This window comes from Rhodococcus sp. IEGM1428, assembly GCF_050321865.1.
Classification (GTDB): Bacteria; Actinomycetota; Actinomycetes; order Mycobacteriales; family Mycobacteriaceae; genus Rhodococcoides.
On the sequence record NZ_JBNQFW010000001.1, the window covers coordinates 1,236,189 to 1,258,935 of the forward strand.

24 protein-coding genes and 1 pseudogene are annotated in these 22,747 nt (G+C 64.6%); 16 read left to right on the plus strand and 9 right to left on the minus strand.

All coding sequences use genetic code 11. The annotated features are described in order from the left end of the window. The first annotated feature begins 28 nt into the window (after positions 1–28). Positions 29–961: a tRNA pseudouridine(55) synthase TruB gene (gene truB, locus ACQR3T_RS05765; protein ID WP_032403613.1), complete on the plus strand. Its 933-nt coding sequence runs from the start codon at positions 29–31 to the stop codon at positions 959–961. 13 nt (positions 962–974) lie between these two features. Here the strand turns inward: truB and ACQR3T_RS05770 are convergent, their stop codons facing one another. The 4 genes from ACQR3T_RS05770 to ACQR3T_RS05785 are packed head-to-tail and all read right to left on the minus strand — an operon-like array spanning position 975 to position 4,340. Continuing rightward, positions 975–1,709, minus strand: coding sequence for a metal-dependent transcriptional regulator (locus ACQR3T_RS05770; RefSeq protein ID WP_032378212.1), 735 nt, complete (start codon positions 1,707–1,709; stop codon positions 975–977). Positions 1,710–1,728: 19 nt separating this feature from the next. Then, positions 1,729–2,601: a metal ABC transporter permease gene (locus tag ACQR3T_RS05775; protein ID WP_428692740.1), complete on the minus strand. Its 873-nt coding sequence runs from the start codon at positions 2,599–2,601 to the stop codon at positions 1,729–1,731. A gap of 3 nt (positions 2,602–2,604) precedes the next feature. Further along, entirely contained in the window at positions 2,605–3,432 is an 828-nt protein-coding gene (locus tag ACQR3T_RS05780; protein ID WP_428692741.1) for a metal ABC transporter ATP-binding protein, read from the minus strand. Continuing rightward, a complete protein-coding gene (locus ACQR3T_RS05785; RefSeq protein WP_428692742.1) occupies positions 3,429–4,340 on the minus strand; it encodes a metal ABC transporter substrate-binding protein in 912 nt (303 codons plus the stop codon). Before ACQR3T_RS05785 ends, ACQR3T_RS05780 begins: the two co-directional genes overlap by 4 nt. A gap of 154 nt (positions 4,341–4,494) precedes the next feature. Here ACQR3T_RS05785 and ACQR3T_RS05790 point away from each other — a divergent pair, with 154 nt between their 5' ends. From ACQR3T_RS05790 to ACQR3T_RS05805, 4 genes are all read left to right on the plus strand, one after another. Continuing rightward, the gene (locus ACQR3T_RS05790) at positions 4,495–5,463 is read left to right on the plus strand and encodes a bifunctional riboflavin kinase/FAD synthetase (RefSeq protein ID WP_428692743.1); all 969 of its coding nucleotides are present in this window, start codon (positions 4,495–4,497) and stop codon (positions 5,461–5,463) included. Between the two features lie 123 nt (positions 5,464–5,586). After that, entirely contained in the window at positions 5,587–5,856 is a 270-nt protein-coding gene (gene rpsO, locus ACQR3T_RS05795; RefSeq protein WP_027496764.1) for a 30S ribosomal protein S15, read from the plus strand. Between the two features lie 394 nt (positions 5,857–6,250). Further along, complete coding sequence (locus tag ACQR3T_RS05800) at positions 6,251–8,512, plus strand: polyribonucleotide nucleotidyltransferase (protein WP_032377091.1); 2,262 nt, start codon at positions 6,251–6,253, stop codon at positions 8,510–8,512. A gap of 67 nt (positions 8,513–8,579) precedes the next feature. Further along, entirely contained in the window at positions 8,580–9,866 is a 1,287-nt protein-coding gene (locus ACQR3T_RS05805) for a M16 family metallopeptidase (protein WP_428693069.1), read from the plus strand. Here ACQR3T_RS05805 and ACQR3T_RS05810 read toward each other — a convergent pair. After that, on the minus strand, positions 9,847–10,419 hold the full coding sequence (locus ACQR3T_RS05810) for a TetR/AcrR family transcriptional regulator (RefSeq protein ID WP_428692744.1): 573 nt from the start codon (positions 10,417–10,419) through the stop codon (positions 9,847–9,849). The two genes, ACQR3T_RS05805 and ACQR3T_RS05810, sit on opposite strands and share 20 nt — an antisense overlap. A gap of 53 nt (positions 10,420–10,472) precedes the next feature. Here ACQR3T_RS05810 and ACQR3T_RS05815 point away from each other — a divergent pair, with 53 nt between their 5' ends. Then, a complete protein-coding gene (locus ACQR3T_RS05815) occupies positions 10,473–11,147 on the plus strand; it encodes a lysophospholipid acyltransferase family protein (protein WP_428692745.1) in 675 nt (224 codons plus the stop codon). After that, positions 11,144–11,869 (plus strand): annotated as a pseudogene (locus tag ACQR3T_RS05820) (SDR family oxidoreductase); the annotation flags it as partial. The gene ACQR3T_RS05815 and the pseudogene ACQR3T_RS05820, both read left to right, overlap by 4 nt. 90 nt (positions 11,870–11,959) lie before the next feature. Here the strand turns inward: ACQR3T_RS05820 and ACQR3T_RS05825 are convergent. Together ACQR3T_RS05825 and ACQR3T_RS05830 are read right to left on the minus strand one after the other, a co-directional pair. Then, a complete protein-coding gene (locus tag ACQR3T_RS05825; protein ID WP_032403616.1) occupies positions 11,960–12,703 on the minus strand; it encodes a polyprenol monophosphomannose synthase in 744 nt (247 codons plus the stop codon). A gap of 70 nt (positions 12,704–12,773) precedes the next feature. Beyond that, positions 12,774–13,565, minus strand: coding sequence for a 2-phosphosulfolactate phosphatase (locus tag ACQR3T_RS05830; RefSeq protein ID WP_428692746.1), 792 nt, complete (start codon positions 13,563–13,565; stop codon positions 12,774–12,776). A 66-nt stretch (positions 13,566–13,631) separates the two neighbouring features. Between ACQR3T_RS05830 and ACQR3T_RS05835 the strand changes: the two genes are divergently transcribed. Both ACQR3T_RS05835 and ACQR3T_RS05840 read left to right on the plus strand, forming a co-directional pair. Further along, a complete protein-coding gene (locus ACQR3T_RS05835; RefSeq protein ID WP_032377095.1) occupies positions 13,632–14,066 on the plus strand; it encodes a hypothetical protein in 435 nt (144 codons plus the stop codon). A gap of 9 nt (positions 14,067–14,075) precedes the next feature. Next, positions 14,076–16,358 (plus strand): FHA domain-containing protein, encoded by a 2,283-nt coding sequence (locus tag ACQR3T_RS05840; RefSeq protein WP_428692747.1) that lies wholly within the window; start codon positions 14,076–14,078, stop codon positions 16,356–16,358. An 8-nt stretch (positions 16,359–16,366) separates the two neighbouring features. Here ACQR3T_RS05840 and ACQR3T_RS05845 read toward each other — a convergent pair whose 3' ends face one another. Further along, positions 16,367–16,642 (minus strand): hypothetical protein, encoded by a 276-nt coding sequence (locus ACQR3T_RS05845; RefSeq protein WP_032377097.1) that lies wholly within the window; start codon positions 16,640–16,642, stop codon positions 16,367–16,369. Positions 16,643–16,740: 98 nt separating this feature from the next. On the opposite strand from ACQR3T_RS05845, the gene ACQR3T_RS05850 reads away from it, so the two are divergent. Both ACQR3T_RS05850 and ACQR3T_RS05855 read left to right on the plus strand, forming a co-directional pair. Beyond that, entirely contained in the window at positions 16,741–17,391 is a 651-nt protein-coding gene (locus ACQR3T_RS05850) for an AMIN-like domain-containing (lipo)protein (protein ID WP_428692748.1), read from the plus strand. A gap of 80 nt (positions 17,392–17,471) precedes the next feature. Beyond that, entirely contained in the window at positions 17,472–17,912 is a 441-nt protein-coding gene (locus ACQR3T_RS05855; protein WP_032378216.1) for a response regulator transcription factor, read from the plus strand. Between the two features lies 1 nt (position 17,913). Here the strand turns inward: ACQR3T_RS05855 and ACQR3T_RS05860 are convergent, their stop codons facing one another. Continuing rightward, positions 17,914–18,627 (minus strand): aquaporin, encoded by a 714-nt coding sequence (locus ACQR3T_RS05860; protein ID WP_428692749.1) that lies wholly within the window; start codon positions 18,625–18,627, stop codon positions 17,914–17,916. A 290-nt stretch (positions 18,628–18,917) separates the two neighbouring features. Here ACQR3T_RS05860 and ACQR3T_RS05865 point away from each other — a divergent pair, with 290 nt between their 5' ends. Genes ACQR3T_RS05865 through nuoE form a run of 5 tightly spaced genes read left to right on the plus strand, consistent with a single transcriptional unit; the run spans position 18,918 to position 22,746 of the window. Further along, complete coding sequence (locus ACQR3T_RS05865; protein ID WP_037173967.1) at positions 18,918–19,277, plus strand: NADH-quinone oxidoreductase subunit A; 360 nt, start codon at positions 18,918–18,920, stop codon at positions 19,275–19,277. 55 nt (positions 19,278–19,332) lie between these two features. Beyond that, positions 19,333–19,887, plus strand: a complete 555-nt coding sequence (locus ACQR3T_RS05870) for a NuoB/complex I 20 kDa subunit family protein (protein ID WP_037173966.1) — start codon at positions 19,333–19,335, stop codon at positions 19,885–19,887. Beyond that, positions 19,884–20,540, plus strand: a complete 657-nt coding sequence (locus ACQR3T_RS05875) for an NADH-quinone oxidoreductase subunit C (RefSeq protein ID WP_428692750.1) — start codon at positions 19,884–19,886, stop codon at positions 20,538–20,540. The genes ACQR3T_RS05870 and ACQR3T_RS05875 overlap by 4 nt, the downstream gene beginning before the upstream one ends. After that, a complete protein-coding gene (nuoD, locus tag ACQR3T_RS05880) occupies positions 20,540–21,838 on the plus strand; it encodes an NADH dehydrogenase (quinone) subunit D (RefSeq protein ID WP_032377103.1) in 1,299 nt (432 codons plus the stop codon). The genes ACQR3T_RS05875 and nuoD overlap by 1 nt, the downstream gene beginning before the upstream one ends. Beyond that, entirely contained in the window at positions 21,835–22,746 is a 912-nt protein-coding gene (gene nuoE / locus ACQR3T_RS05885; RefSeq protein ID WP_428692751.1) for an NADH-quinone oxidoreductase subunit NuoE, read from the plus strand. The genes nuoD and nuoE overlap by 4 nt, the downstream gene beginning before the upstream one ends. The last annotated feature ends 1 nt before the right edge of the window (position 22,747 follow it).

The following is a 22,747-nucleotide window of genomic DNA, read 5'->3' on the forward strand; positions in this document are numbered from 1 at the left end:
CTGGTCGCGCCTGGCACAATGCTCTCTCGTGAGTGCTCGCGAAAAGATTTCGTCCGGTCTCGTCGGTGCCGGCTTACTGGTGGTCGACAAAGGACCGGGCGTGACGAGTCACGATGTCGTGGCGTCGTGTCGAAAACTGTTGCGCACCAGGAAGGTCGGCCACGCGGGAACTCTCGACCCCATGGCGACCGGAGTGCTGGTGCTCGGTGTGGAGCGGGCGACCAAGATGCTCGGACTGCTCTCACTGACCACCAAGTCGTACACCGCGACGGTGCGGCTCGGCCGCAGTACGACGACAGACGACGCCGAGGGTGACGTTCTGGCGGATGTCTCGGCCTCGCACCTCTCCGATTCGGACATCGCGACCGCGATCTCGGCGTTGACCGGTGACATCGAGCAGGTGCCGGCGAGTGTCAGTGCCATCAAGGTCGACGGACAGCGAGCGCACAAGCTGTCTCGAGCCGGCGAGGAGTTCACCCTTGCCGCCCGGAAAGTCAGTGTCACCCGATTCGATGTGACGGCCAGGCGTGATGTCGTCGAGCACGAAGCCACCTTCGTCGACCTCGATGTGGAGGTGGAGTGCACGTCGGGGACGTACGTGCGCGCGCTGGCGCGAGATCTCGGTGCGGCGCTGGGCGTCGGCGGTCACCTGACCGTGCTGCGCCGCACACGCGTCGGTCCCTTCACCCTCGAGCATGCGCGGACACTCGAGGAGTTGGCCGAGGATCCGGCCGTCAGTCTCGATATCGACGAGGCCGCACGCACCGCTTTTCCGCACCGGCAGATCGATGCGGGCGAGGCGGAATCACTGAGCCAGGGCCGCTGGCTGGATCCGATCGGAATCGATGGGGTGTACGCGGCCGTCGATCCGACCGGTCACACCATTGCTCTGCTTCAGGAGAAGGGCAAGCGCGCCAGTTCGGTCATGGTCGTGCGACCCGCGACCTTGCGCGGGCACTGAACCGGCCCGGCGATCAGTTCGCGGGAACCATCCAGATCGCCTCGGCGGCGCGATGGCCCAGGTCGATGGAGTCCGTGGCGTCGTCCCGCGCCAGTTCGATGGCAACCGTGCCGGCGTAGTCACGTCGTTCGATCACCGTGATCGGCAGGTCGAGCGTGATACCGACCGAATCGAAGTAGCGAAGCATCGCAGGATCGGAGTCGGAGATTCTGGCGACTCGGCCGGACTGTCCGTCGAGGTACTCGCTCAGACGGGTCGCGGACGGAGTTTCGATCGCGCCGTCGACCGACGGAATCGGATCTCCGTGCGGATCGCGTTCGGGGTGGCCCAATTTGGCGTCGATCCGGTCCATCATCAGGTCCGAGACGGCGTGTTCGAGAATCTCCGCCTCGTCGTGCACTTCGTCCCAGCCGTAGCCCAGTTCGCGGACCAGATAGGTCTCGATCAGCCGGTGCCGACGCACCATGCCGATGGCAGCCAGGCGACCCTTCTCGGTCAGTGAGATGGCTCCGTAGCGGGCGTGGTCGACCATGCCCTGATCGGCGAGCTTGCGAATCGCCTCGGACACCGTCGAGGCGGAGACGCCGATGCGCTCGGAGAGCATCTTGGTGCTGACGGAGTCCTCGCTCCATTCGCTGGCCGTCCAGATGACCTTGAGATAGTCCTGCGCAACCGCGGACAGCTGGACGCCCTCGTCGGCCGGTGCGGGATCGGTTCTTTGTTGCGCCACGCCGCCGAGCTTAGGCAATCCAATGGAAAAAGACATCTCACCCGGCCGGAGCAGCCGGCACCTGTCGGCGTTGTCGCAGGGCGCGGACGACGATGCCCTGTGATGGGCTCAGCAGGTAGGCAAGCACGAAGACGAGTCCCTGGGTGAGCACGACGCTGCCTCCCGAGGACACATCGAGGTAGAAGCTGGCGTAGATCCCCACCAGCGCGCACCCCACCGAGATCAGCGGTGCCAGCACGAGCATGCGGCCGAAGCTGTGTGTGAGCAGGTACGCCGACGCGCCGGGAGTGATGAGCATCGCGACGACGAGAATCACTCCGACGGCCTGGAGTGCAACCACGGTGGTCAGCGCCAGCAGGGTCAGCATCACGGCCGAGATCACCGTGGGATTGATTCCGACGGCGCGTGCCTGGGTGCGGTCGAAGGCGAAGAGCGTGAAGTCGCGACGCTTGACGATCATGACGGTCAGCGCGGTTCCGCCCAGGACGAACACCTGCACCATGTCGGCCTGCGAGACGCCGAGCAGATTGCCGAACAGGATGTGATTGAGGTCGATCTGGCTGGGAAACTTCGAGATCAGGACGACGCCGAGCGCGAACAAGGTGGTGAAGACGACGCCGATCGCAGCGTCCTCCTTGACGATGGTGGTGTTGCGGACGACTCCGATGGCACCGACCGCGATGAGAGCGAACAGCAGCGCTCCGATCGCGAACGGTGCACCGAGCAGATACGACAACGCGACACCGGGCAGAACGGCGTGCGAGACCGCGTCGCCCATCAGGGACCAGCCGATGAGGACGAGCCAACAGCTCAGCACCGCGCACACGATCGAGGCGGTGACGGTCACCAGGAGCGCGCGCTGCATGAAGGTGTACTCGAGTGGGTCCACGAGAAAGTCGATCACGTACACGGTTCAGCTCGCTTCCGAGGTTCGGGATACCGGTCGTGGAGTGCCTGCGCCCAGCTCGTCGATCTTCGTCGGATCGATGCCGAATGCCAGAGCGAGGTTTTCGGGGCGAAGTACCTCGATCGGACTGCCGTGCATCAGCACCCGCTGTTGGAGCAGGATCGCCTCGTCGCACAGGTCCGGCAGGGCATGCAGATCGTGGGTGGACACGAGCACCGATGCACCGTCTGCTGCGAGTTCGCGCAGCAGCCGGGTAATGGTTGCCTCGGTCTTCTTGTCCACTCCGGCGAAGGGCTCGTCGAGCAACAGCAACGACGCCTCCTGGGCAATGGCGCGGGCCACGAACGCGCGCTTGCGTTGGCCACCCGAGAGCTGGCCGATCTGTCGGTTCGCGAGATCGGCGAGGTCGACGCGCTGCAGGGCCTCGTCGACGGCGCGCCGATCGGCCGCTCGAGGAGTACGGAGAAGATTCTGCTTTCCGTATCGGCCCATCATCACCACGTCCCGCACACTGATCGGGAACGTCCAGTCGACCGATTCCGCCTGGGGCACATAGCTGACAGTGCCTGCTTTGCGCGCCTGGGCGGGGTCGCCGCCGAACACGGTGATCGAGCCGGAGTTGGGCTTGACCACGCCCATGACGGCCTTGAACAGCGTCGACTTGCCCGATCCGTTCATGCCGACCAACCCGCACACCCGCCCTGGTGCGAGCGTGAGGCTGGCATCGACGAGAGCCACGACGTCGCGGTATCGCACGTTGACGGTGTCGACCGTCAGCGCTGCTCCGTTCTCGTGCGGGGCCCTGTCGTGCTGGGTCCCAGTCTTCCGGGTCATTGTTCTCCTACCAGTGCGTCGGCGATCAACCGTGCGTCGTAGCGCAGTAGATCCAGGTATGTGGGTACGGGGCCGGCCGCGTCGCTCAGCGAGTCGACGTACAGCTTTCCCCCGAATCGAGCGCCGGTGTCCTCGGCGACCTGCAGCTGCGCCTTGTCCGAGACGGTCGATTCGCAGAACACGGCGGGTACAGCGTTGTCGCGAACGAAATCTATGGTGCGCACCACCTGCTTCGGCGTTCCTTCCTGTTCGGCGTTGACCGGCCACAGGTAGGCCTCCTGCAGGTCGAAGTCACGGGCCAGATAGCCGAATGCGCCTTCACAGGTGATGAGTGCACGCTGACGTTCGGGCAGTGCGGAGAGGTCGGCATCGAGTTCGGTACCGACCTCGCGGAGTTGTCCGATGTACGCGACCGCGTTCGCTCGGTAGTCGTCGGTGTTGGCGGGGTCGAGTGCGACGAACGCGTCGGCGATGTTCTGCACGTAGGTCTCGGCGACGACCGGCGACATCCAGGCGTGGGGGTTGGCCTTGCCGGCGTAGGCATCGTCGCGAATGTAGACCGGCTCCACGTCCGCACTCACCACGGCGTGTGGTGCGGGAACACGTTCGACGAACTTCGCGAACCATGATTCGAGTCCGAGTCCGTTGTCCAGGATCAGCTCGGCCTGCTCGGCAGTGCGGAGGTCTCCCGGGGTCGGCTCGTAACCGTGAATCTCCGCACCGGGTTTTGTGATCGATTCCACTCGCAGGTGTTCACCAGCGACGTTCGCGGCCATGTCGGCGAGGACGGTGAACGTCGTCAGTACGAGCGGTCTGCCGTCGTCGAGTGCAGCCCGATCGTCGTCGCCCACGGCGCGGGCACAGCTGGTCGACGCCACGACCAGGAGGCCGGCCACCACCCAGCTCACGACGACGCGTCGAGTGCGAAATCCACTCGTGCGAAGAAAAAAGTTAGGCACCCCGAAATATTTACCGTGGGGATACCTTTTTGTCCATACCTGCCATTTGCGACACGCCTGGCCGAGAGTGACCGAGCGGCCGTCGGGCCGTAGGCTTCGCGGTGTGCAGAGATGGCGAGGTCTCGACGATGTACCTGCCGACTGGGGTCGGTGCGTGCTCACGATCGGCGTCTTCGACGGCGTTCATCGCGGACACGCGCAACTGATCGGCCGAGCGGTGGCCGCTGCGAAGAAGCGCGGCGTTCCCAGCGTGCTCATGACGTTCGATCCTCATCCGATGGAAGTCGTGCGGCCGGGGAGCCATCCTGCTCAGTTGACGACCCTGACGAGGCGAGCCGAACTCGCCGAGGAACTGGGAATCGACGTGTTCTGTGTCATGCCGTTCACGCCCGAGCTGATGAAACTCACCCCCGAGCGATACGTCCACGAGATCCTGATCGAACGCCTGCACGTTGCCGAAGTGGTCGTCGGCGAGAACTTCACCTACGGAAAGAAGGCACTCGGTACCGTCCCGATGCTGCGCAAGATCGGCGAACGGTCCGGATTCGCAGTCGACGGAGTCAACCTGCTCGCCGAGCACGCCGTGACGTTCTCCTCGACGTACATCAGATCGTGCGTGGACGCCGGTGACGTCGCTGCAGCCACTGCCGCGCTCGGGCGACCGCACCGCGTCGAGGGTGTCGTTGTGCACGGTGACGGCCGAGGTCGCCAAATGGGTTATCCGACAGCCAATGTCGCGCCGCCCATGTACTCGGCCATTCCCGCCGACGGCGTCTACGCGGCATGGTTCACCGTGCTCGGGCCGGGTCCGATCATGGGGACGGTCACGCCGGGGGAGCGACATCCTGCCGCCGTGTCGGTGGGCACCAATCCCACGTTCTCGGGTCGTACCAGGACTGTCGAGGCGTTCGTGCTCGACGGTGAGGCCGACCTGTACGGGCAGCATGTGGCGGTCGATTTCGTCGAGCGGCTGCGCGGAATGGAGAAATTCGACTCGATGGACGCGCTCGTGGAGGAAATGGGCCGCGACGCCGATCGTGCCCGCTCCATTCTGGCGGCGAGCACAGCCTGATAGGCTGTCCCCTCGGTGCTCGCTGCGGTCCGCGGCGGCTGTACCGGCTTCGATCCCGCTCGTTCGATCGGCGGGACGCGTTGCTTCCTTTCACGCGGACGTCATTGATCAGGAGTAGTACCAGTGGCATTGACCACCGAACAGAAGAAGGCCGTTCTCGGCGAGTACGGCTTGCACCCCACCGACACGGGCTCGCCCGAGGCGCAGGTTGCAATGCTCACCAAGCGCATCGTCGACTTGACCGAGCACCTCAAGATGCACAAGCACGATCACCACTCCCGCCGCGGCCTGTTGCTGCTGGTCGGACGTCGTCGTCGTCTGCTCAAGTACATCGCCAAGGTCGACGTCACCCGCTACCGCTCGCTCATCGAGCGTCTGGGTCTGCGTCGATAATTCGCATCGACGCGAGGTTGTCACCGATGCACGGTTCGACGCGCCGGTATACACCGGACTCGCAGCAATAGTGCAGTAGCCAACGAGGCAGTGCTTAGACTGTTCCTCGTTGGCTATCTGTGTTTGTACCGCACGAACAGTTTCGCCAGCACGAGAAAGCGGATGCACGGCATCCGCACACCGCCGTGTATGCCTGTCACGCCGTGGTGACGGTCTTCGGTAGTGGCCTTTCGGATACGAGATCCGGTGGGCTTCGATCGATGGCCGCCTCCGCGCAGCCGCGTCCCGAGACGAGATCTCGGAGATGGACGGCACAGGTATGCCGCCACAGCCAGGAGGGCTCGTGGTGTGTCCACGCGGGCACGGCAAAGACGAGAGGACGAGAACAGAACACATGTCGGAAACCACAACCTTGGACGTCGAAGAAGGCGTCTACGAAGCCACTGCGATCATCGACAACGGCACGTTCGGCAAGCGGACCATCCGTTTCGAGACCGGACGACTCGCACAGCAGGCCGCGGGCGCAGTCGCCGCGTACCTCGACGAGGACACCATGCTGCTGTCGGCAACGACCGCAGGCAAGCACCCCCGTGAGGGATTCGATTTCTTCCCGTTGACGGTCGACGTCGAAGAGCGCATGTACGCCGCGGGCCGGATCCCCGGATCGTTCTTCCGCCGTGAGGGCCGTCCGTCCACCGACGCCATCCTCACCTGCCGCCTGATCGACCGGCCGCTGCGTCCGACGTTCGTCGACGGACTGCGCAACGAGATCCAGGTCGTCATCACCGTCCTGAGCCTCAACCCCGCCGATCTGTACGACGTCGTCGCGATCAACGCGGCATCGGCCTCGACTCAGATCGCCGGCCTGCCGTTCTCCGGCCCGATCGGTGGCGTTCGCGTCGCACTGATCGACAAGCAGTGGGTCGCCTTCCCGACCAACGAGCAGCTCGAGAAGGCCGTGTTCAACATGGTCGTCGCGGGCCGCATCGTCTCCGGCTCCGGTGCCGACGCAGATGTCGCCATCATGATGGTCGAAGCCGAGGCCACCGAGAACGTCATCGAGCTCATCGAGGGTGGCGCTACCGCACCCAACGAAGCAGTCGTCGCCGAGGGCCTCGAGGCTTCGAAGCCCTTCATCGCCGCCCTGTGCACCGCCCAGCAGGAGCTCGCGTCCAAGGCCGCCAAGCCCACCGGCGACTACCCGGTCTTCCCGGCGTACCAGTCGGACGTCTTCGAGGCCGTCGAGAACGCCGCCAAGATCCCGCTGAACGAGGCGCTGACCATTGCGGGCAAGGCCGAGCGCGAGAGCAAGCTCGACGAGGTCAAGGCTCAGGTTCTCACCTCGGTCGGAGACAGCTTCGCCGGCCGCGAGAAGGAGATCGGTGCCGCATTCCGTGCACTGACCAAGAAGTCGGTTCGCCAGCGCATCCTCACCGACCACTTCCGTATCGACGGTCGCGGCATCACCGACATCCGGTCGCTGTCCGCCGAGGTCGCGATCATCCCGCGTACCCACGGATCGGCTCTCTTCGAGCGCGGCGAGACCCAGATCCTGGGCGTCACCACCCTCGACATGGTCAAGATGGCGCAGCAGGTCGATTCGCTCGGGCCCGAGACGTCCAAGCGCTACATGCACCATTACAACTTCCCGCCGTACTCCACCGGTGAGACCGGCCGCGTCGGTTCGCCGAAGCGTCGCGAGATCGGTCACGGCGCGCTCGCCGAGCGCGCTCTGCTGCCGGTTCTGCCCAGCCAGGCAGAGTTCCCGTACGCCATCCGCCAGGTCTCCGAGGCACTGAGCTCCAACGGCTCGACCTCGATGGGCTCGGTCTGCGCCTCGACCCTGTCGCTGCTCAATGCCGGTGTGCCGCTGCGTGCCCCGGTTGCCGGTATCGCCATGGGCCTGGTGTCCGACGAGGTCGACGGCGAGACCCGTTACGTCGCCCTCACCGACATCCTCGGTGCCGAGGATGCGTTCGGCGACATGGACTTCAAGGTCGCCGGAACCAAGGACTTCGTCACGGCGCTGCAGCTCGACACCAAGCTCGACGGCATCCCCTCCAAGGTGCTCGCCGGCGCGCTGTCGCAGGCCAAGGATGCTCGCACGACGATCCTCGAGGTCATGGCCGAGGCCATCGACACCCCGGACGAGATGAGCCCGTACGCACCTCGCGTCACCGCGATCAAGGTGCCGGTCGACAAGATCGGCGAGGTCATCGGGCCCAAGGGCAAGATGATCAACTCCATCACCGAGCAGACCGGTGCCAACATCTCGATCGAAGATGACGGCACTGTCTACGTCGGTGCAGCGGACGGCCCGTCCGCACAGGCTGCGATCGACATGATCAACGCCATCGCCAACCCGCAGCTGCCGAAGGTCGGCGAGCGATTCCTCGGAACCGTCGTCAAGACAACGGCTTTCGGTGCATTCGTCTCGCTGCTTCCGGGCCGCGACGGGCTGGTGCACATCTCGAAGCTCGGTAACGGCAAGCGCATCAACAAGGTCGAGGACGTCGTGAGCGTCGGATCCAAGTTGCGCGTCGAGATCGCCGATATCGACAACCGCGGCAAGATCAGCCTCGTTCCCGTCGAAGACGACAACGCAGCTGCTCCTGCCGACGCTCCCGAGGCACCCGCCGAGGTCAGCGCTGAGTAAGAAGCAACCGAGCCGAACGGTACGTCCCCTCGGGTCGTACCGTTCGGCCGTTTCGGACAACGTCGCCATCGATGCCGGCGTGCAACGCACGACTCTGCCCGGCGGGCTTCGGGTCGTCACCGAGTTCGTTCCCGGCGTTCGCTCGGCGTCGGTCGGAGTGTGGGTCGGAGTGGGCTCACGCGACGAGCAACCGAGTGTTGCCGGAGCCGCGCACTTCCTCGAACATCTGCTGTTCAAGTCGACGCCGACGCGCAGTGCGCTCGAGATCGCCCAGGTGATGGATGGTGTCGGTGGAGAGCTGAACGCATTCACCTCCAAGGAGAGCACGTGTTTCTATGCGCACGTGCTCGACGAGGACGTGGCACTCGCCATCGATTTGGTCAGCGATGTGGTGCTTCGCGGTCGGTGTAGATCGGCAGATGTGGACGTCGAGCGGCAGGTGGTTCTCGAAGAGATCTCCATGCGCGACGACGATCCCGAGGATCTGCTGGGAGATGCCTTCCTGGAAGCGATGTTCGGTGATCACCCCATCGGACGTCCGATCATCGGCTCCGTCGAATCCATCGAATCGATGACCCGTTCCCAACTGCACTCGTTTCACGTTCGCCGCTACACCCCGCAGCGCATGGTCGTGGCGGTCGCAGGCAACGTCGATCACAAGCAGATCGTCTCGCTCGTGCGCCGCGCATTCTCCGGCCATCTGGAGAAGGGTGTGCGGCCGGCCGAAAGGCGCGGTGGCACAGCACGATTGCGCAACGCTCCCACGTTGAGCCTGACCACCCGTGACAGCGAGCAGGCGCATCTGTGCCTGGGTGTGCGGGCGTTCGGTCGACACCAAGGGCATCGCTGGGCGTTGTCCGTGCTCAATTCGGCTGTCGGCGGTGGGCTCAGTTCTCGCCTGTTCCAGGAGATCAGGGAAGAGCGCGGACTGGCTTACTCGGTGTACTCCTCGGTGGACACGTTTGCCGACAGCGGTGCGTTCTCGGTGTACGCGGGATGCCAGCCGGAGAATCTCGGCGAGGTCACCACGGTGATTCGTGAGGTCTTGGCCAAGGTTGCGGCCGAGGGCATCACCGATGCGGAGTGTGCTCGCGCGAAGGGCTCGTTGCGCGGCGGACTGGTTCTGGGCCTGGAAGATTCGGGTTCCCGGATGAACCGTATCGGTCGTAGCGAACTGAACTACGGCAATCACCGCGACATCACCGACACGCTCTCGCGTATCGACAGCGTCGGCAACGACGAGGTACGCGAGGTCGCCGCCGTGCTGCTCGATCGTCCGTTCGGTGCCGCGGTGGTCGGTCCGTACAAGAACGCTCGTCAGTTGCCGGCATCGGTCAGGTCCCTGGTCCGCTAGCGTCTGCGATCACGTCGCGCACTGCACAGCGGATCAGATCCGGCACTGCCGAGGTGTCGGTGATCGGTTCGAATGCTCGGGTGGAGTGCAGCGCGGCTATTCCGTGCACGGAGGTCCACAGTCTCAGCGCTGTGAACTGTGGATTCTCCGGCGCGACGGCGCCGAGTGTCGAGGTGAGTGCTTCGAAGAGGGGGCGCGATTGTTGTCGCAGATTCTCGCCCCAGCCCACGAGCATGTCGTGTCGAAAGATGAGAGCGAACATCGCCGGGCGCTGCGCTGCGAATTGCACGTACGCGTGCGCCATCGCATCCAGTGCATCTCGGGGTGAATCCGACTGTTGTGCAGCAGAACTCAGCGCGGCCCCGAGGTCGACGAGGCCGACTCGGGCCACGGCCGCGGCGAGTGCGCTCAGCGTCGGAAAGTACCGTCTGGGAGCGCCGTGCGAGACACCGGCCTCGCGAGTGACCGCTCTGATGGTCAACCCTTCCAACCCTTCGCTGTCGAGTAGGCGTACACCCGCGTCGATCAGCCGCGTCCGAAGGTTGTCTGGCACGTAGACATTGTCTACTCTCGGCCGAGAGGTTGTCCAGCCGAGAGGAACGATCGATGTGGTATAAGCTCTTCAAATATGTGTTGATCGGCCCGATTCTCCGAGTTCTCGGACGTCCGTCGGTGGTCGGTGGAGGCAATCTCCCGACGACGGGACCGGTGATCATCGCCGGCAACCACCTCACGGTCGTCGACTCGTTCTTTCTCGTCCTCCTGGTTCGTCGCCGGGTCACGTTCATCGCCAAGAGCGAGTACTTCACCGGCAGGGGCATCAAGGGCGCGGCGCTTCGTTGGTTCTACAGCGCGACTGGTCAGGTTCCCGTCGACCGCCGCGGGGCGGATGCTTCTGCTCCAGCGCTCGATGCTGCGAAAAGCATTCTGCGACAACGGAAAGTGTGGGCGGTGTATCCGGAAGGGACGCGATCTCCCGACGGACGGTTGTACAAGGGCAAGACCGGGCTGGCGAGAGTGGCGATCGAGACCGGAGCGCCCGTCGTGCCGGTGGTGATGCACGGGACGCTCGGAGTCAACCCGGTGGGTTCGAGGATGTGGCGGCCGGGAAAGGTGCGCATGGTCGTCGGCGAACCATTGGATTTCACGAGATACGCAGGGGGAGAGAACAGTAGAGCCATTCTGCGGGCTACCACCGATGAGGTGATGGCAGCGCTGGCGACCCTGTCGGGGCAGGAGTACGTCGACGTGTACGCCGCGACGGTCAAGGACGCGGCATGACCTCGGACGCGCAGGCACGTGGCAGAACAGTCCTCGTCACCGGCGTCGGTCGGCGGGAGGGAATCGGTTTCGCCATCACCCGCCGGCTGTTGAAAGGCGAGAGCACCCGCGTCTTTGCGCACTCGTGCGACAGCTACGACGTCACCGAACCCTGGGGAGCCGGTACACCGGGAGCGCAGAAGGTGTTGGCCGAGTTGTCCACTGCCACCGACAGGCTCGGCCACCTCGACATCGATTTCGTCCATCCGGCGGCACCGGCAACCCTGTTCGACGCGGCTGAATCCACGCTCGGCAGCATCGATTCTCTGGTGGTCAACCACGCGCGGTCGCAGCTGGGTGATCTGGGTTCGATGACGGCGGAGTCGCTCGACCGGACGTGGGCGGTGAATGTGCGAGCGTCTCTGCTTCTGGTGCAGGAATTCGCGCGGCGCTACGTCGATCATCCCGACGGTGGTCGCGTCGTACTGTTCACCTCTGGCCAGGACCTGGGGCCCATGCCGACAGAGATTCCCTACGCGGTGAGCAAGGGTGCCATCGCGTCGATCACCCCAACCCTGGCCGATGCGGTGATCGAGCGAGGCATCACGGTCAACACGATCAATCCGGGTCCCACCGATACCGGCTGGGCCAGCCCAGATCTGAACGAATTCGTAGAGCGTCACATGCCGCGCGGTCGGTGGAACTCACCGGAGGAGGCCGCAGCCGTCGTGGCGATGTTGCTCTCGCCCGATTCGGGTTCGATCACCGGTCAGGTCATCGGGGCCGAAGGCGGATTCCGACGCTTCACGCCGCGATGGCGGCCGGTGCGCCGGTTACAGCTTCTTCTTGCCCAGCAACAACTTCCAGGGCACCAAGGCGGATTCGAGCTGGACCGACAGGCTCATCTTGGATTCGCCCTCGCTACGCTCCTCGAACGTGATCGGCACCTCGGCGAGAGTGAGGCCGTGCTTGACGGTCCGGTAGTTCATCTCGACCTGGAACGCGTACCCGTTGCTCTCGACCGACGCCACATCGATGGTGCGCAGGGTGCGCGCGTGCCATGCTTTGAATCCTGCTGTCGCGTCCTTGACGCCGAGTCGCAGGATCGTGTTGACGTAGAAGTTCGCCCATGCCGAGAGCGCTTTGCGGTGCCAGGGCCAATCTGCGGCAACGGCACCGCCGGGAACGTATCGCGATCCGAGAACCACGGCCGCATCGGTGGTGTTCAGCTTGTCGATCATCGCCGGGATCACCTCGGTGGGGTGCGAGAGATCGGCATCCATCTGGATCACGATGTCCGCGCCTTCGTCGAGAGCCCGCGTCATGCCCGCGACGTATGCGCGGCCGAGTCCGTTCTTCTCGGTGCGATGGAGAACACTGATGTCGAGAGGGCCGTCGATGGCCAGTTTGTCGGCGATGTCGCCGGTACCGTCGGGTGAATTGTCGTCGACGACCAGCACGCCGAGCCCTTCCACCTTCAACCCGGCGAGCAACTCGACGAGCTTGGGGAGGTTCTCGCGCTCGTTGTACGTCGGTACAACGACGGTGGTCTTCGGGGCGACTCGTTCCGTACTCACCACCGTATGATCCGTGATCAGGGGTCCCGATCCAAATATCGGACATGATCGGCCGTGTCGGTTCGGCGTTTCAGCCCTCTGTCGATCCCGCGATCGTCCGTCGACGAGTTGCGTCGACGAACATTCCGTCGCGCAGAATCGGAACGCAGCCACTCGAGCCGGTCTCGGCGGCGATCACCACGTCTTCGGGATGCCCCATCGCGTTCAGTTCCTGTCCGGACGCGCATCGCAGCAGCTCGGAGGCCACGCTCTGCTTCACGGCCCGCCACGCCGCTGCTGCCGCCACCGCCTCCGCAGACGCGTCGGCTGCTCCGGAATCGAGAAGTTCGGCGATGACCGCACCCGCACCCCACAGGTCCTCGACTGCGGGACGAAGTGATGCGTCGGGCCACCGTTCACCGGACGCTATGACGGCAATCACGGCGGTCGGGTTCTCGGCACGTATCCACGCCGCGACCGCCGCGGCATTTCTCAACGATGCGCCTATGCACAGCCCGGCCCGGCTCGGGAGTTCGTGTGCGATGGTGGAGCCGTTGGGCGAGGGCAACACCAGACGGGCGGGTGGTGGAGTGTTTCGGATACTGGCCGGGCACAGGCTGATCCGGCCCGGTGAGCCTGCCGAACGGCCGACGGCGAGGACTGCGTCGAACTCTTCGGCCAGCTGCGAAGCTCGGTCGTCGCGCCATCGGCACGGAATCACGTCGATACCGGCATCCATCGCCACCGTCAGCGTCGTCGTGAACGACAGGACGTCGACGATCACGGCGATGTCCGCCCCGTCGACGATGGCATCGGCCCCCGAGAGACCCCACTCGAATCTGACTCCGTGCGCGCGCTGGGACAGTCCGGGATCGACAGGCATTGCCGAACGGTAACAAAGCAGGCGACGGTGCTACCTTCGGCGCGTAATCGAGTGGGGGAGCCGAAGATGCAGTTGGAGCTGGATACGAAGGTGATCGTCCTCGCGGCCGGTCTTCTGTTGCTGTGGGCTCTGGGGTTGGGGGTGCTGAAATATCGCCAGATGTCGACCTCGGCGGACGGGACGGCGCATCGATACGTCGACATCGCCCATCGAGCGGCGCTGATGTACTCGTTCGCCGCGCTGGTGCTGGCAGTTCTGGCGCACTTCAGTGCCTGGCCGGTTCCGGTCGATCTGACCGCCGCATCGGTGGTGTTGCTGTTCTTCGTGGGTGCGATCGCCGGGTACACCGTGCACGGAGTCCGCCGGGACACCGAGAACCAATTCGTCCAGCCTGTTCCCGGAACGCACGTGTTCATGTACGCGCTGATCGTCGGCGAGATCGGCGGAACGGCGGTGCTCGTCGCCGGGTTCGTCGTCGAGCAGTTCTTCGGGCCGAACTAGGATCCGCCCATGGACAGTCGGGGGATTCCGTCGGTGACGGTGCGCTTCGGGTCGGTGCACCGAACGTTCGACGGTGCAGTTCCGGTGACTATCGGCCGAGACGACGGTCATCTGCTGCCGGTGCACGACCCGCTCGTCTCGAGACATCATGCCGAGCTGGTGTGGCGCGGTCGGTGGACGATCCGAGACACCGGGAGTGCCAACGGAACCTTCGTCGACGGTTCGCCGATCTCCGATGCCCTCGCGGTGTTCGCCCCCGTCGACGTACGCCTCGGTGACCCGCGATCGGGCCCTCTGCTGACCATCGTCCCGAATACCGAACCGCTGGATTCGACGGCGTACGTTCTCGCTCGACCCAACGTGCCGATCACGGTTCCGATGACCGGCGTGACCCTCGGCCGCACCGACGACAACGACGTCGTGGTGTCCGACGTTCTCGTCTCGCGCAGGCACGCCAGGGTGTCGGCGGGGCAGGACGGATTGTGTCTCGAGGATCTCGGCAGCATGAACGGCACGTACGTCGGCGGGCACCGCGTCACCTCGACGCAGCTGCTCGACGGGCAGGTGTTCACGATCGGGAACGTGGATTTTCTCGTCGTCGACCGAGCCATCGTGCCCAGGACGGCCGAAACGACAGGTGACGGTCTCGTTGTGCACGCAGTCGGACTGGTCGTGGGGAGCAACACGACGCTCCTGACCGAGGTCGACCTCGACGCTGCACACGGAACGCTGACCGCGTTGATCGGACCGTCCGGCGCAGGCAAGTCGACGCTGTCCACGGTCGTTTCCGGTGTGATCGCGCCGACCACCGGCTCGGTGATGTTCGACGGTCACGACGTACATGCGGAGTACCCGGCCCTTCGCGGACGCATCGGCATGGTTCCACAGGACGATGTGCTGCACCGACAACTGACCGTGACGCAGGCGCTCACCTACGCGGCCGAGCTTCGCCTCCCACCCGACACCACGGCATCGGACCGGGCCGCTGTCGTCGCGGGTGTCCTCGCCGAGCTGTCTCTGACCGAGCATGCGGACACCCGAATCGACGCCCTGTCCGGTGGGCAGAGGAAACGCGCATCGGTTGCGCTCGAATTGCTCACCGGCCCATCACTGCTCATCCTCGACGAACCGACGTCCGGTCTCGATCCAGCTCTCGATCGTCAGGTCATGGCGATGCTGCGACAGTTGGCCGACGCCGGGCGCGTCGTGATCGTCGTGACTCACTCGGTGACGTACCTCGATATGTGCGACCAGGTATTGCTTCTCGCGCCAGGTGGGAAGACGGCCTATCGCGGTCCGGCTGGGGAGGTGGGAGAGGCTCTGGGTACTGCGGACTGGGCCGACGCGTTCGCTGCGGTCGCCGCAGATCCGGATTCGGTGTTCGACGCGTACAGAGCGCGGCGACCGCGCCGTCCGCAGCCGCCGTCCGCACCGAGAACCGGATCGGTGGACGCGGACCGGACTGGCTCCCCGACGACCTTCCGTCGACAACTCGATACCGTTGCCCGTCGACAGTTGCGTCTCATCGCCGCGGATCGCGGTTACTTTCTCTTCTTGACCGTGCTGCCGGTGCTGCTCGGTGTGCTGGCGCTGGTCGTTCCGGGCAGCAGCGGGTTCGGAGCAGCGGGTCAGGACGCGCCGACCGAACCCGTGCAGATCATGGTGTTGCTGATCGTGGGTGCCTGCTTCATGGGACTGTCGCTGTCGGCGCGTGATCTGGTGGGCGAGCGCACCATATTTCGGCGCGAGCGTGCGGCAGGCCTCGACCCCGGCGCCTACCTGGTGGCGAAGACGGCGGTGTTCGGCGTGGTGGCGGTGATACAGGCGCTGGTCCTGGTGTCACTGGTACTGCTGGGTAAGGGGCGTCCCGAATCCGCGTCGCTACTGCCCGGTTCTTTCGTGCACAGTGGCGCAATCGAATTGACGCTCGTGATCGCAGCCACCACTGCGTGTTCGGCGATACTCGGACTGGCGTTGTCGGCGATGGCGAAATCCGCAGAGCAGGTCATGCCGATGATGGTGGTCACGGTGATGGCGCAACTCGTACTGTGCGGTGGCTTGATTCCGGTGACCGGACGCATCGTGCTCGATCAACTGTCGTGGCTGCTGCCCGCGCGGTGGGGGTTCGCGGCGGGGGCATCGACGGTCGACGTCCGGTCACACGTCCCCTCCGCGCAACAGGACGTGCTGTGGCAACACGAGCCGGCACAGTGGATTCTGAGCATGCTGATGCTGACGATCCTCGGCGGTCTGATGTTCTCCCTGGTGCGGCATCGGCTCCACAGAACCTGACCGGGCGGCTACCGGGGGTCGAGGTAGAGCTCTGCGGTCTCGGTGGCGACCGCAGAGACCGCGGCGGCCAGTTCGGGCTCCAGGTCGAGTGCCCGGGTGAGACCTTCGCCGCGAAGTCCCTGTGACCGAAGGAGCTCCCAGGCCTGTTCGACGAGCCGAACCGAGGTGGGATGATCCAATTCGGGGCGGTTGGACCGCAGTGCTGTCGCAGCCCAATCTGCGTCGAACGTCCCGTTGGGAGGACCGAACACACGCTCACCGGACGAATAGCTTTTCGGCTCCATGCTCCGACGCTAGCAGGATCGACCGTCGGCGCGATCGTGACCGAATCGCGTCGAAGCACCACTACCGAACCGAACGGTTTCTTCGGTACGGTACGTCGATGCACGAAGGTCACCGCAGCGAGCCGGCCGCGTCCTCGGCGGCCTGCTCACTGCTGGTCGCCCTCCTTGCGGGCTGCTCCGGCGGTGACGTGACACCTCGAGTGAACGAGGTCTCGGCAAGCACGAACTACACCACGATCACGGGTTCCCTGGTGGTCGGAGATCCGTTCGCTGTTCCGGGTCCCACCGCAGCGCCAACGGCCGTGATTCCCTACGTCGACGAGCTTCCTCCGAGTCTCGAAGGTGCCCGTTACCCGGGAATGTCGCCGGTCGGTGTCACCGATGTCGTGTTCGTTGGGGCTTCGGCCGTCGAATATCGGCTGGAAGGCAACGGTCCGGTGTCGTACACCGTGAGGTACGTCGACGAGGCGGTGCGGTACGGCACGAGTGAACCCGTCGCGGTGCCAGGGAAATCGATAGTGCAGGTCGACCTGTCGGGCACGTCGACGGAATCCGATGACAGCGTGGCGGCTTATGCCGGGCCGGAACGAATTCGCAACGATGCAGGTTCCGCCGTGGTCTCGGTCGACTTTCTGGCCGATCCCGGCGGAATCTCGCAGTCGTTCATCGGTGTGGGTACCGATCGACCCGAGTTCACGGTGACCACCACGGAAAATCCCGCCGCGGTGGTCGTCACCATCGCATCCTGATCGACACTGTGAACGTCGAATGCACTTCCGCCCTGGCTGTTTCGGCCCCTCCTCGTCGGCCGCGCGGTAGCATCGCCGGTGTGTCCGACGCCACTGATCGACCAGCTCGTGTGCGGGTGCTCGTCTACAGCAGCAACGCCGAGACTCGCGCTCAGGTGAAGTCTGCAGTGGGAACTCGACCGGATCCGGAGCTCGGCGAGATCGACTACGTGGACGTCGCTACGGCGGCCGTCGTCATCGAGCACTTGGATGCGGGCGGAGTCGACTTGGCCGTCCTCGACGGTGAGTCCTCGCCCGTCGGGGGCCTCGGCCTGGCGAAGCAGCTCAAGGACGAGATCGACCCGTGCCCGCCGGTGCTGGTTCTCATCGGACGCCCCGACGACAGGTGGTTGGCAGACTGGTCACGCGCCGAGGCCGCCGTTCCCCACCCCTTGGATCCGATCCGGCTGGGACGGGCAGTGGTCGATCTGCTGAGGCAGCACTCGGTACGCGTCGACGCCCCGGTCTCTCGATCGCGGTAGGTCAGACCGACTTTTCCGATGCGGGCACCGTCAGCGCGAACCGGTGGATCGAGCCGGCTATGACCGCTCCGAGCACGGGAAACACCACGAACACCCACAGTTGTGACAGGGCAGGACCGCCGGCGACGAGGGCTGGGCCGAAGGACCGAGCAGGGTTGACCGAGGTCGAATCGATTCCGATGCCAAGCAGGTGGACCACGGTCAGGGTCAGGCCGATCGGGATGCCGGCCGCCACGACGGGGTGAACGGTGGGGGCCGTGGTGGCCAGTACGACGAGGACGAGTAGGCCGGTCGCGATCGTCTCGAACACCGCTACCGACACCAGCCCGTATTCTCCGGGCGAGGAGGTGCCGAATCCATTGGTGCCCAGACCGTCCGACGACATGTCGTATCCGGGACGGCCGGACGCGACCACCAGCACGATCAGCGCGCCGATCACTGCACCGACCGCCTGGGCGGCGATGTAGAACACAGCCTTGATCGGGGTGATGGCGCGAGCTATCAGGGCTCCGATCGTCACGGCCGGGTTGATGTGGCAGCCGGAGATCGGGCCGATCGCGTAGACGAGGGCGAGCAAGGTGAGCCCGAACGCCAGTGCGATGCCAGGGGTCCCGACGGTGTCTCCGGCGATGACGGCAGTGCCGACACCGAAAATGACCAGCAGGGCAGTGCCGAGTCCCTCCGCGGCGAGCGCTGAGATGGAAATCGACTTCATCGTGTCTCCTTCGTGATGTCGGCAGCCCGGGTCGGGCGGCCGGAAATGTTCGGAGATTGGTCGTCATCCGCTGCATGGACCGCATGTGGCGGCAGAGTGATATGGATCACATCGAAGAAGGGGGTCCGAGGGCGGGTGACCCATGCGCGTCAACGGTTTACGAAACTCGACTGCTCGAAATCCCGCGAGATCCGTACCGAACCCATACTGTGTGTTTCAGGTCACATTGGTACGGTCGTCGCATTTACCTCGCGTCGGCGCGGACGTCGATCGAGGGAGCGGATGCCCGAATGAACGCCTACGTTCCGATTCTCGTTCTCGGTGTCATTGCGATCGCTTTCGCGGTGTTCTCGGTGATGGTCGGCACCATGGTGGGGCCCGCGCGATACAACCGCGCCAAATTCGACGCCTACGAATGCGGTATCGAGCCGACGATGCATGCGCCTACGGGCCAACGATTTCCGGTGAAGTTCTACCTGACCGCGATGCTGTTCATCATCTTCGACATCGAGATCGTTTTCCTCTATCCGTGGGCGGTCCACCTCGACGTGTTGGGAGCATTCGGGCTCGTCGCCATGGCGCTGTTCGTCGTCAACGTGTCGGTCGCCTACGTCTACGAGTGGCGGCGAGGCGGACTCGGTTGGGACTGATTCGACGAAGAACGGTGCTTGTTCTCAATTCTGCGAAAGCGAAAGAGCGTGATCGATGGGACTCGAAGAGAAGCTACCCAGTGGATTTCTGCTGACCACCGTCGAAGGGTTGGCCGGATATGCCCGTAAGGGTTCGCTGTGGCCGGCCACATTCGGTCTCGCGTGCTGCGCGATCGAAATGATGGCCACTACGTCCGGTCGGTTCGACCTCGCCCGATTCGGTATGGAAGCGTTTCGCGCGTCTCCGCGCCAAGCGGATCTGATGATCGTGGCGGGGCGCGTCAGCCAGAAGATGGGTCCGGTGCTGCGGCAGGTGTACGACCAGATGGCCGAACCCAAATGGGTGCTGGCCATGGGGGTCTGCGCGTCCTCGGGCGGAATGTTCAACAATTACGCGGTGGTCCAAGGCGTCGACCACATCGTTCCCGTCGACATCTATCTGCCGGGTTGCCCGCCGCGGCCGGAGATGTTGCTCAACGCAATCCTGGAGCTGCACAAAAAGATTCAGGAAATGCCGCTCGGCGTGAATCGCGAGCAGGTGCGCGCGGCAGCCGAAGCCGCGGCGCTGTCGTCCACCCCGACGATCGATCTCAAAGGCCTGCTGCGATGACCGCGCACGGACCCCGCGGGATGTTCGGTGTCCAGGGCACCGGTGACACATCCGGTTACGGCCGACTACAGCCTCCGGTGGCAGCGATCGACACCGCCGTGTGGCCCTACGGCGGCTACTTCGATGCAGTGGTCGACCGGCTGGCCGCGGTTCTCGAAGCCGATGCCGTGTCGTACGAGGACGCCGTCGAACGCGTGGTGATCCATCGGGGCGAGTTGACGTTGCATCTCACGCGGCAGCGTGTTCCCGTGGTGGCCCGGACGCTGCGTGACGACGAGGAGCTGCGATTCGAGTTGTGTACGGGCGCATCGGGTGTGCATTACCCGGATCAGGTCGGCCGCGAATTGCATGTGGTCTATCACCTCGTCTCCATCACACACGGACGTCGCCTGCGACTCGAAGTCGCCGTGCCCGATGCAGATCCGCACACGCCCTCGCTCTGCGGGGTGTATCCCACCAACGACTGGCACGAACGCGAGGTCTACGACTTCTTCGGCATCGTGTTCGACGGTCACCCTGCACTGACGCGTATCGAGATGCCCGACGACTGGGTCGGTCACCCGCAACGCAAGGACTATCCGCTGGGCGGAATTCCCATCGAGTACAAGGGCGCTCGGGTCGCGCCCCCGAACGAGCGCAGGTCGTACAACTGATGAGCGCAACAGACGAAACCATCTACGCGGTATCGGGCCAGGACTGGGACGACGTCGTCGAACTGGCGCGCGGGTCCGGCACCGAACGGATCGTGGTGAACATGGGTCCGCAACACCCGTCCACCCACGGGGTACTGCGGTTGATTCTCGAGATCGAGGGCGAGACCGTCACCGAGGCTCGATGCGGGATCGGATACCTGCACACCGGAATCGAGAAGAACCTCGAGTATCGCAATTGGACCCAGGGCGTCACGTTCGTCACCCGTATGGATTACCTGTCGCCGTTCTTCAACGAGACGGCGTACTGCCTCGGCGTGGAAAAGCTGCTCGACATCACCGACGACATTCCCGAGCGCGCGACGGTGATCCGGGTGATGCTGATGGAGCTGAATCGAATTTCGTCCCACTTGGTTGCATTGGCAACGGGCGGAATGGAATTGGGTGCGGTAACAGCGATGCTGTTCGGCTTCCGTGAGCGAGAACTGATCCTCGACGTCTTCGAGGCCATCACCGGGCTCCGGATGAATCACGCCTACATCCGTCCGGGAGGGCTGTCTCAGGATCTCCCGGACGATGCGATCGAGAAGGTGCGCGAGCTTCTCCGGGTGCTGCCCGGACGCCTTCGAGATCTCGAACTCATGCTCAACGACAACCCGATCTGGAAGGCCAGAACCGAGAACGTCGGCTACCTGGACCTCACCGGATGCATGGCCCTCGGCGTCACCGGCCCGGTGCTTCGATCGACCGGACTGCCCTACGATCTGCGCCGCGCCGATCCCTACTGCGGATACGACAGCTACGAGTTCGACGTGGTGACCGACACCGGAAGCGACTGTTACGGGCGCTATCTGATCCGGGTCGAGGAGATGAAGGAGTCACTCAAGATCGTCGAACAGACCCTCGATCGCCTCCGTCCGGGGCCCGTCGTCATCGACGACAAGAAGATCGCCTGGCCTGCCGATCTGGTGTCGGGACCCGATGGCCTCGGCAACTCGCAGGATCACGTGCGCACCATCATGAACACCTCGATGGAATCACTGATCCACCACTTCAAACTGGTGACCGAGGGGATGCGAGTCCCGGCCGGGCAGGTGCTGTCGTCGGTGGAGTCACCTCGCGGTGAGCTGGGCGTCCACATCGTCAGCGACGGCGGGACACGGCCGTACCGAGTGCATTTCAGAGACCCTTCCTTCACCAATCTGCAGGCAGTGGCCGCGATGTGCGAGGGCGGCATGATCTCCGACGTCATCGCCGCGGTCGCCAGTATCGACCCGGTGATGGGTGGGGTGGACCGATGACCGCGCAGCCGCACTCGGAGCCGGTGCTGATTCAACTCGGAGCCCGCCCGGACGAGGCGGTGCAACTGGCCGGGCGCGGTGCACGAACGTCGTATGCCCCCGAGGTGCTCGCCCGGCTGCACGCCGACGCCGCCATCGTTGTCGCGCGCTATCCGCAGGCCAGATCGGCACTGCTGCCGTTGTTGCACCTCGTGCAATCCGAGGACGGCTTCCTCACCCCCGCAGGAATCGAATTCTGTTCCGACGTACTCGAACTCACCGGTGCGGAGGTCACTGCCGTCGCAACGTTCTATTCGATGTACCGCCGCGAGCCCACTGGGACGTACCGCGTCGGCGTGTGCACCAATACCCTCTGCGCCGTCATGGGCGGCGACGCCATCATGGACACCCTGCGCGACCACCTCGACATCGAGCATGGCGAGACGACCGCCGACGGCACCATCACTCTCGAACACATCGAATGCAACGCCGCGTGCGACTACGCACCGGTGATGATGGTCAATTGGGAGTTCTTCGACAACAGCACCCCGTCGTCTGCGCGGGATCTGGTCGATGCACTTCGATCCGGTGCCCAGGTCACCCCGACGCGTGGAGCGCCACTGTGCACGTTTCGTGAGACCGAACGAATTCTCGCCGGATTTCCCGATGACCGCCCCGAGGCGGTCGAATCATCCGGTGGCGCAGGCGAAGCCACTCTCACCGGTCTGCGCTACGCCCGAGAGCACGCGATGTTTGCTCCCGAGGTCGCATCGAACCCGGACGACGGGCACCCCGATGTCGAGACCCCCGATGTCGGAGCCGAAGCAGTAGCCGAGACGGTGCGAGACAAGCCTGCACCGGCGCCCTCGGCCACCGTGCCACCACAGCCGAACACCACCGAGACCGATCCATCGACGAAGGGGGAGTGAC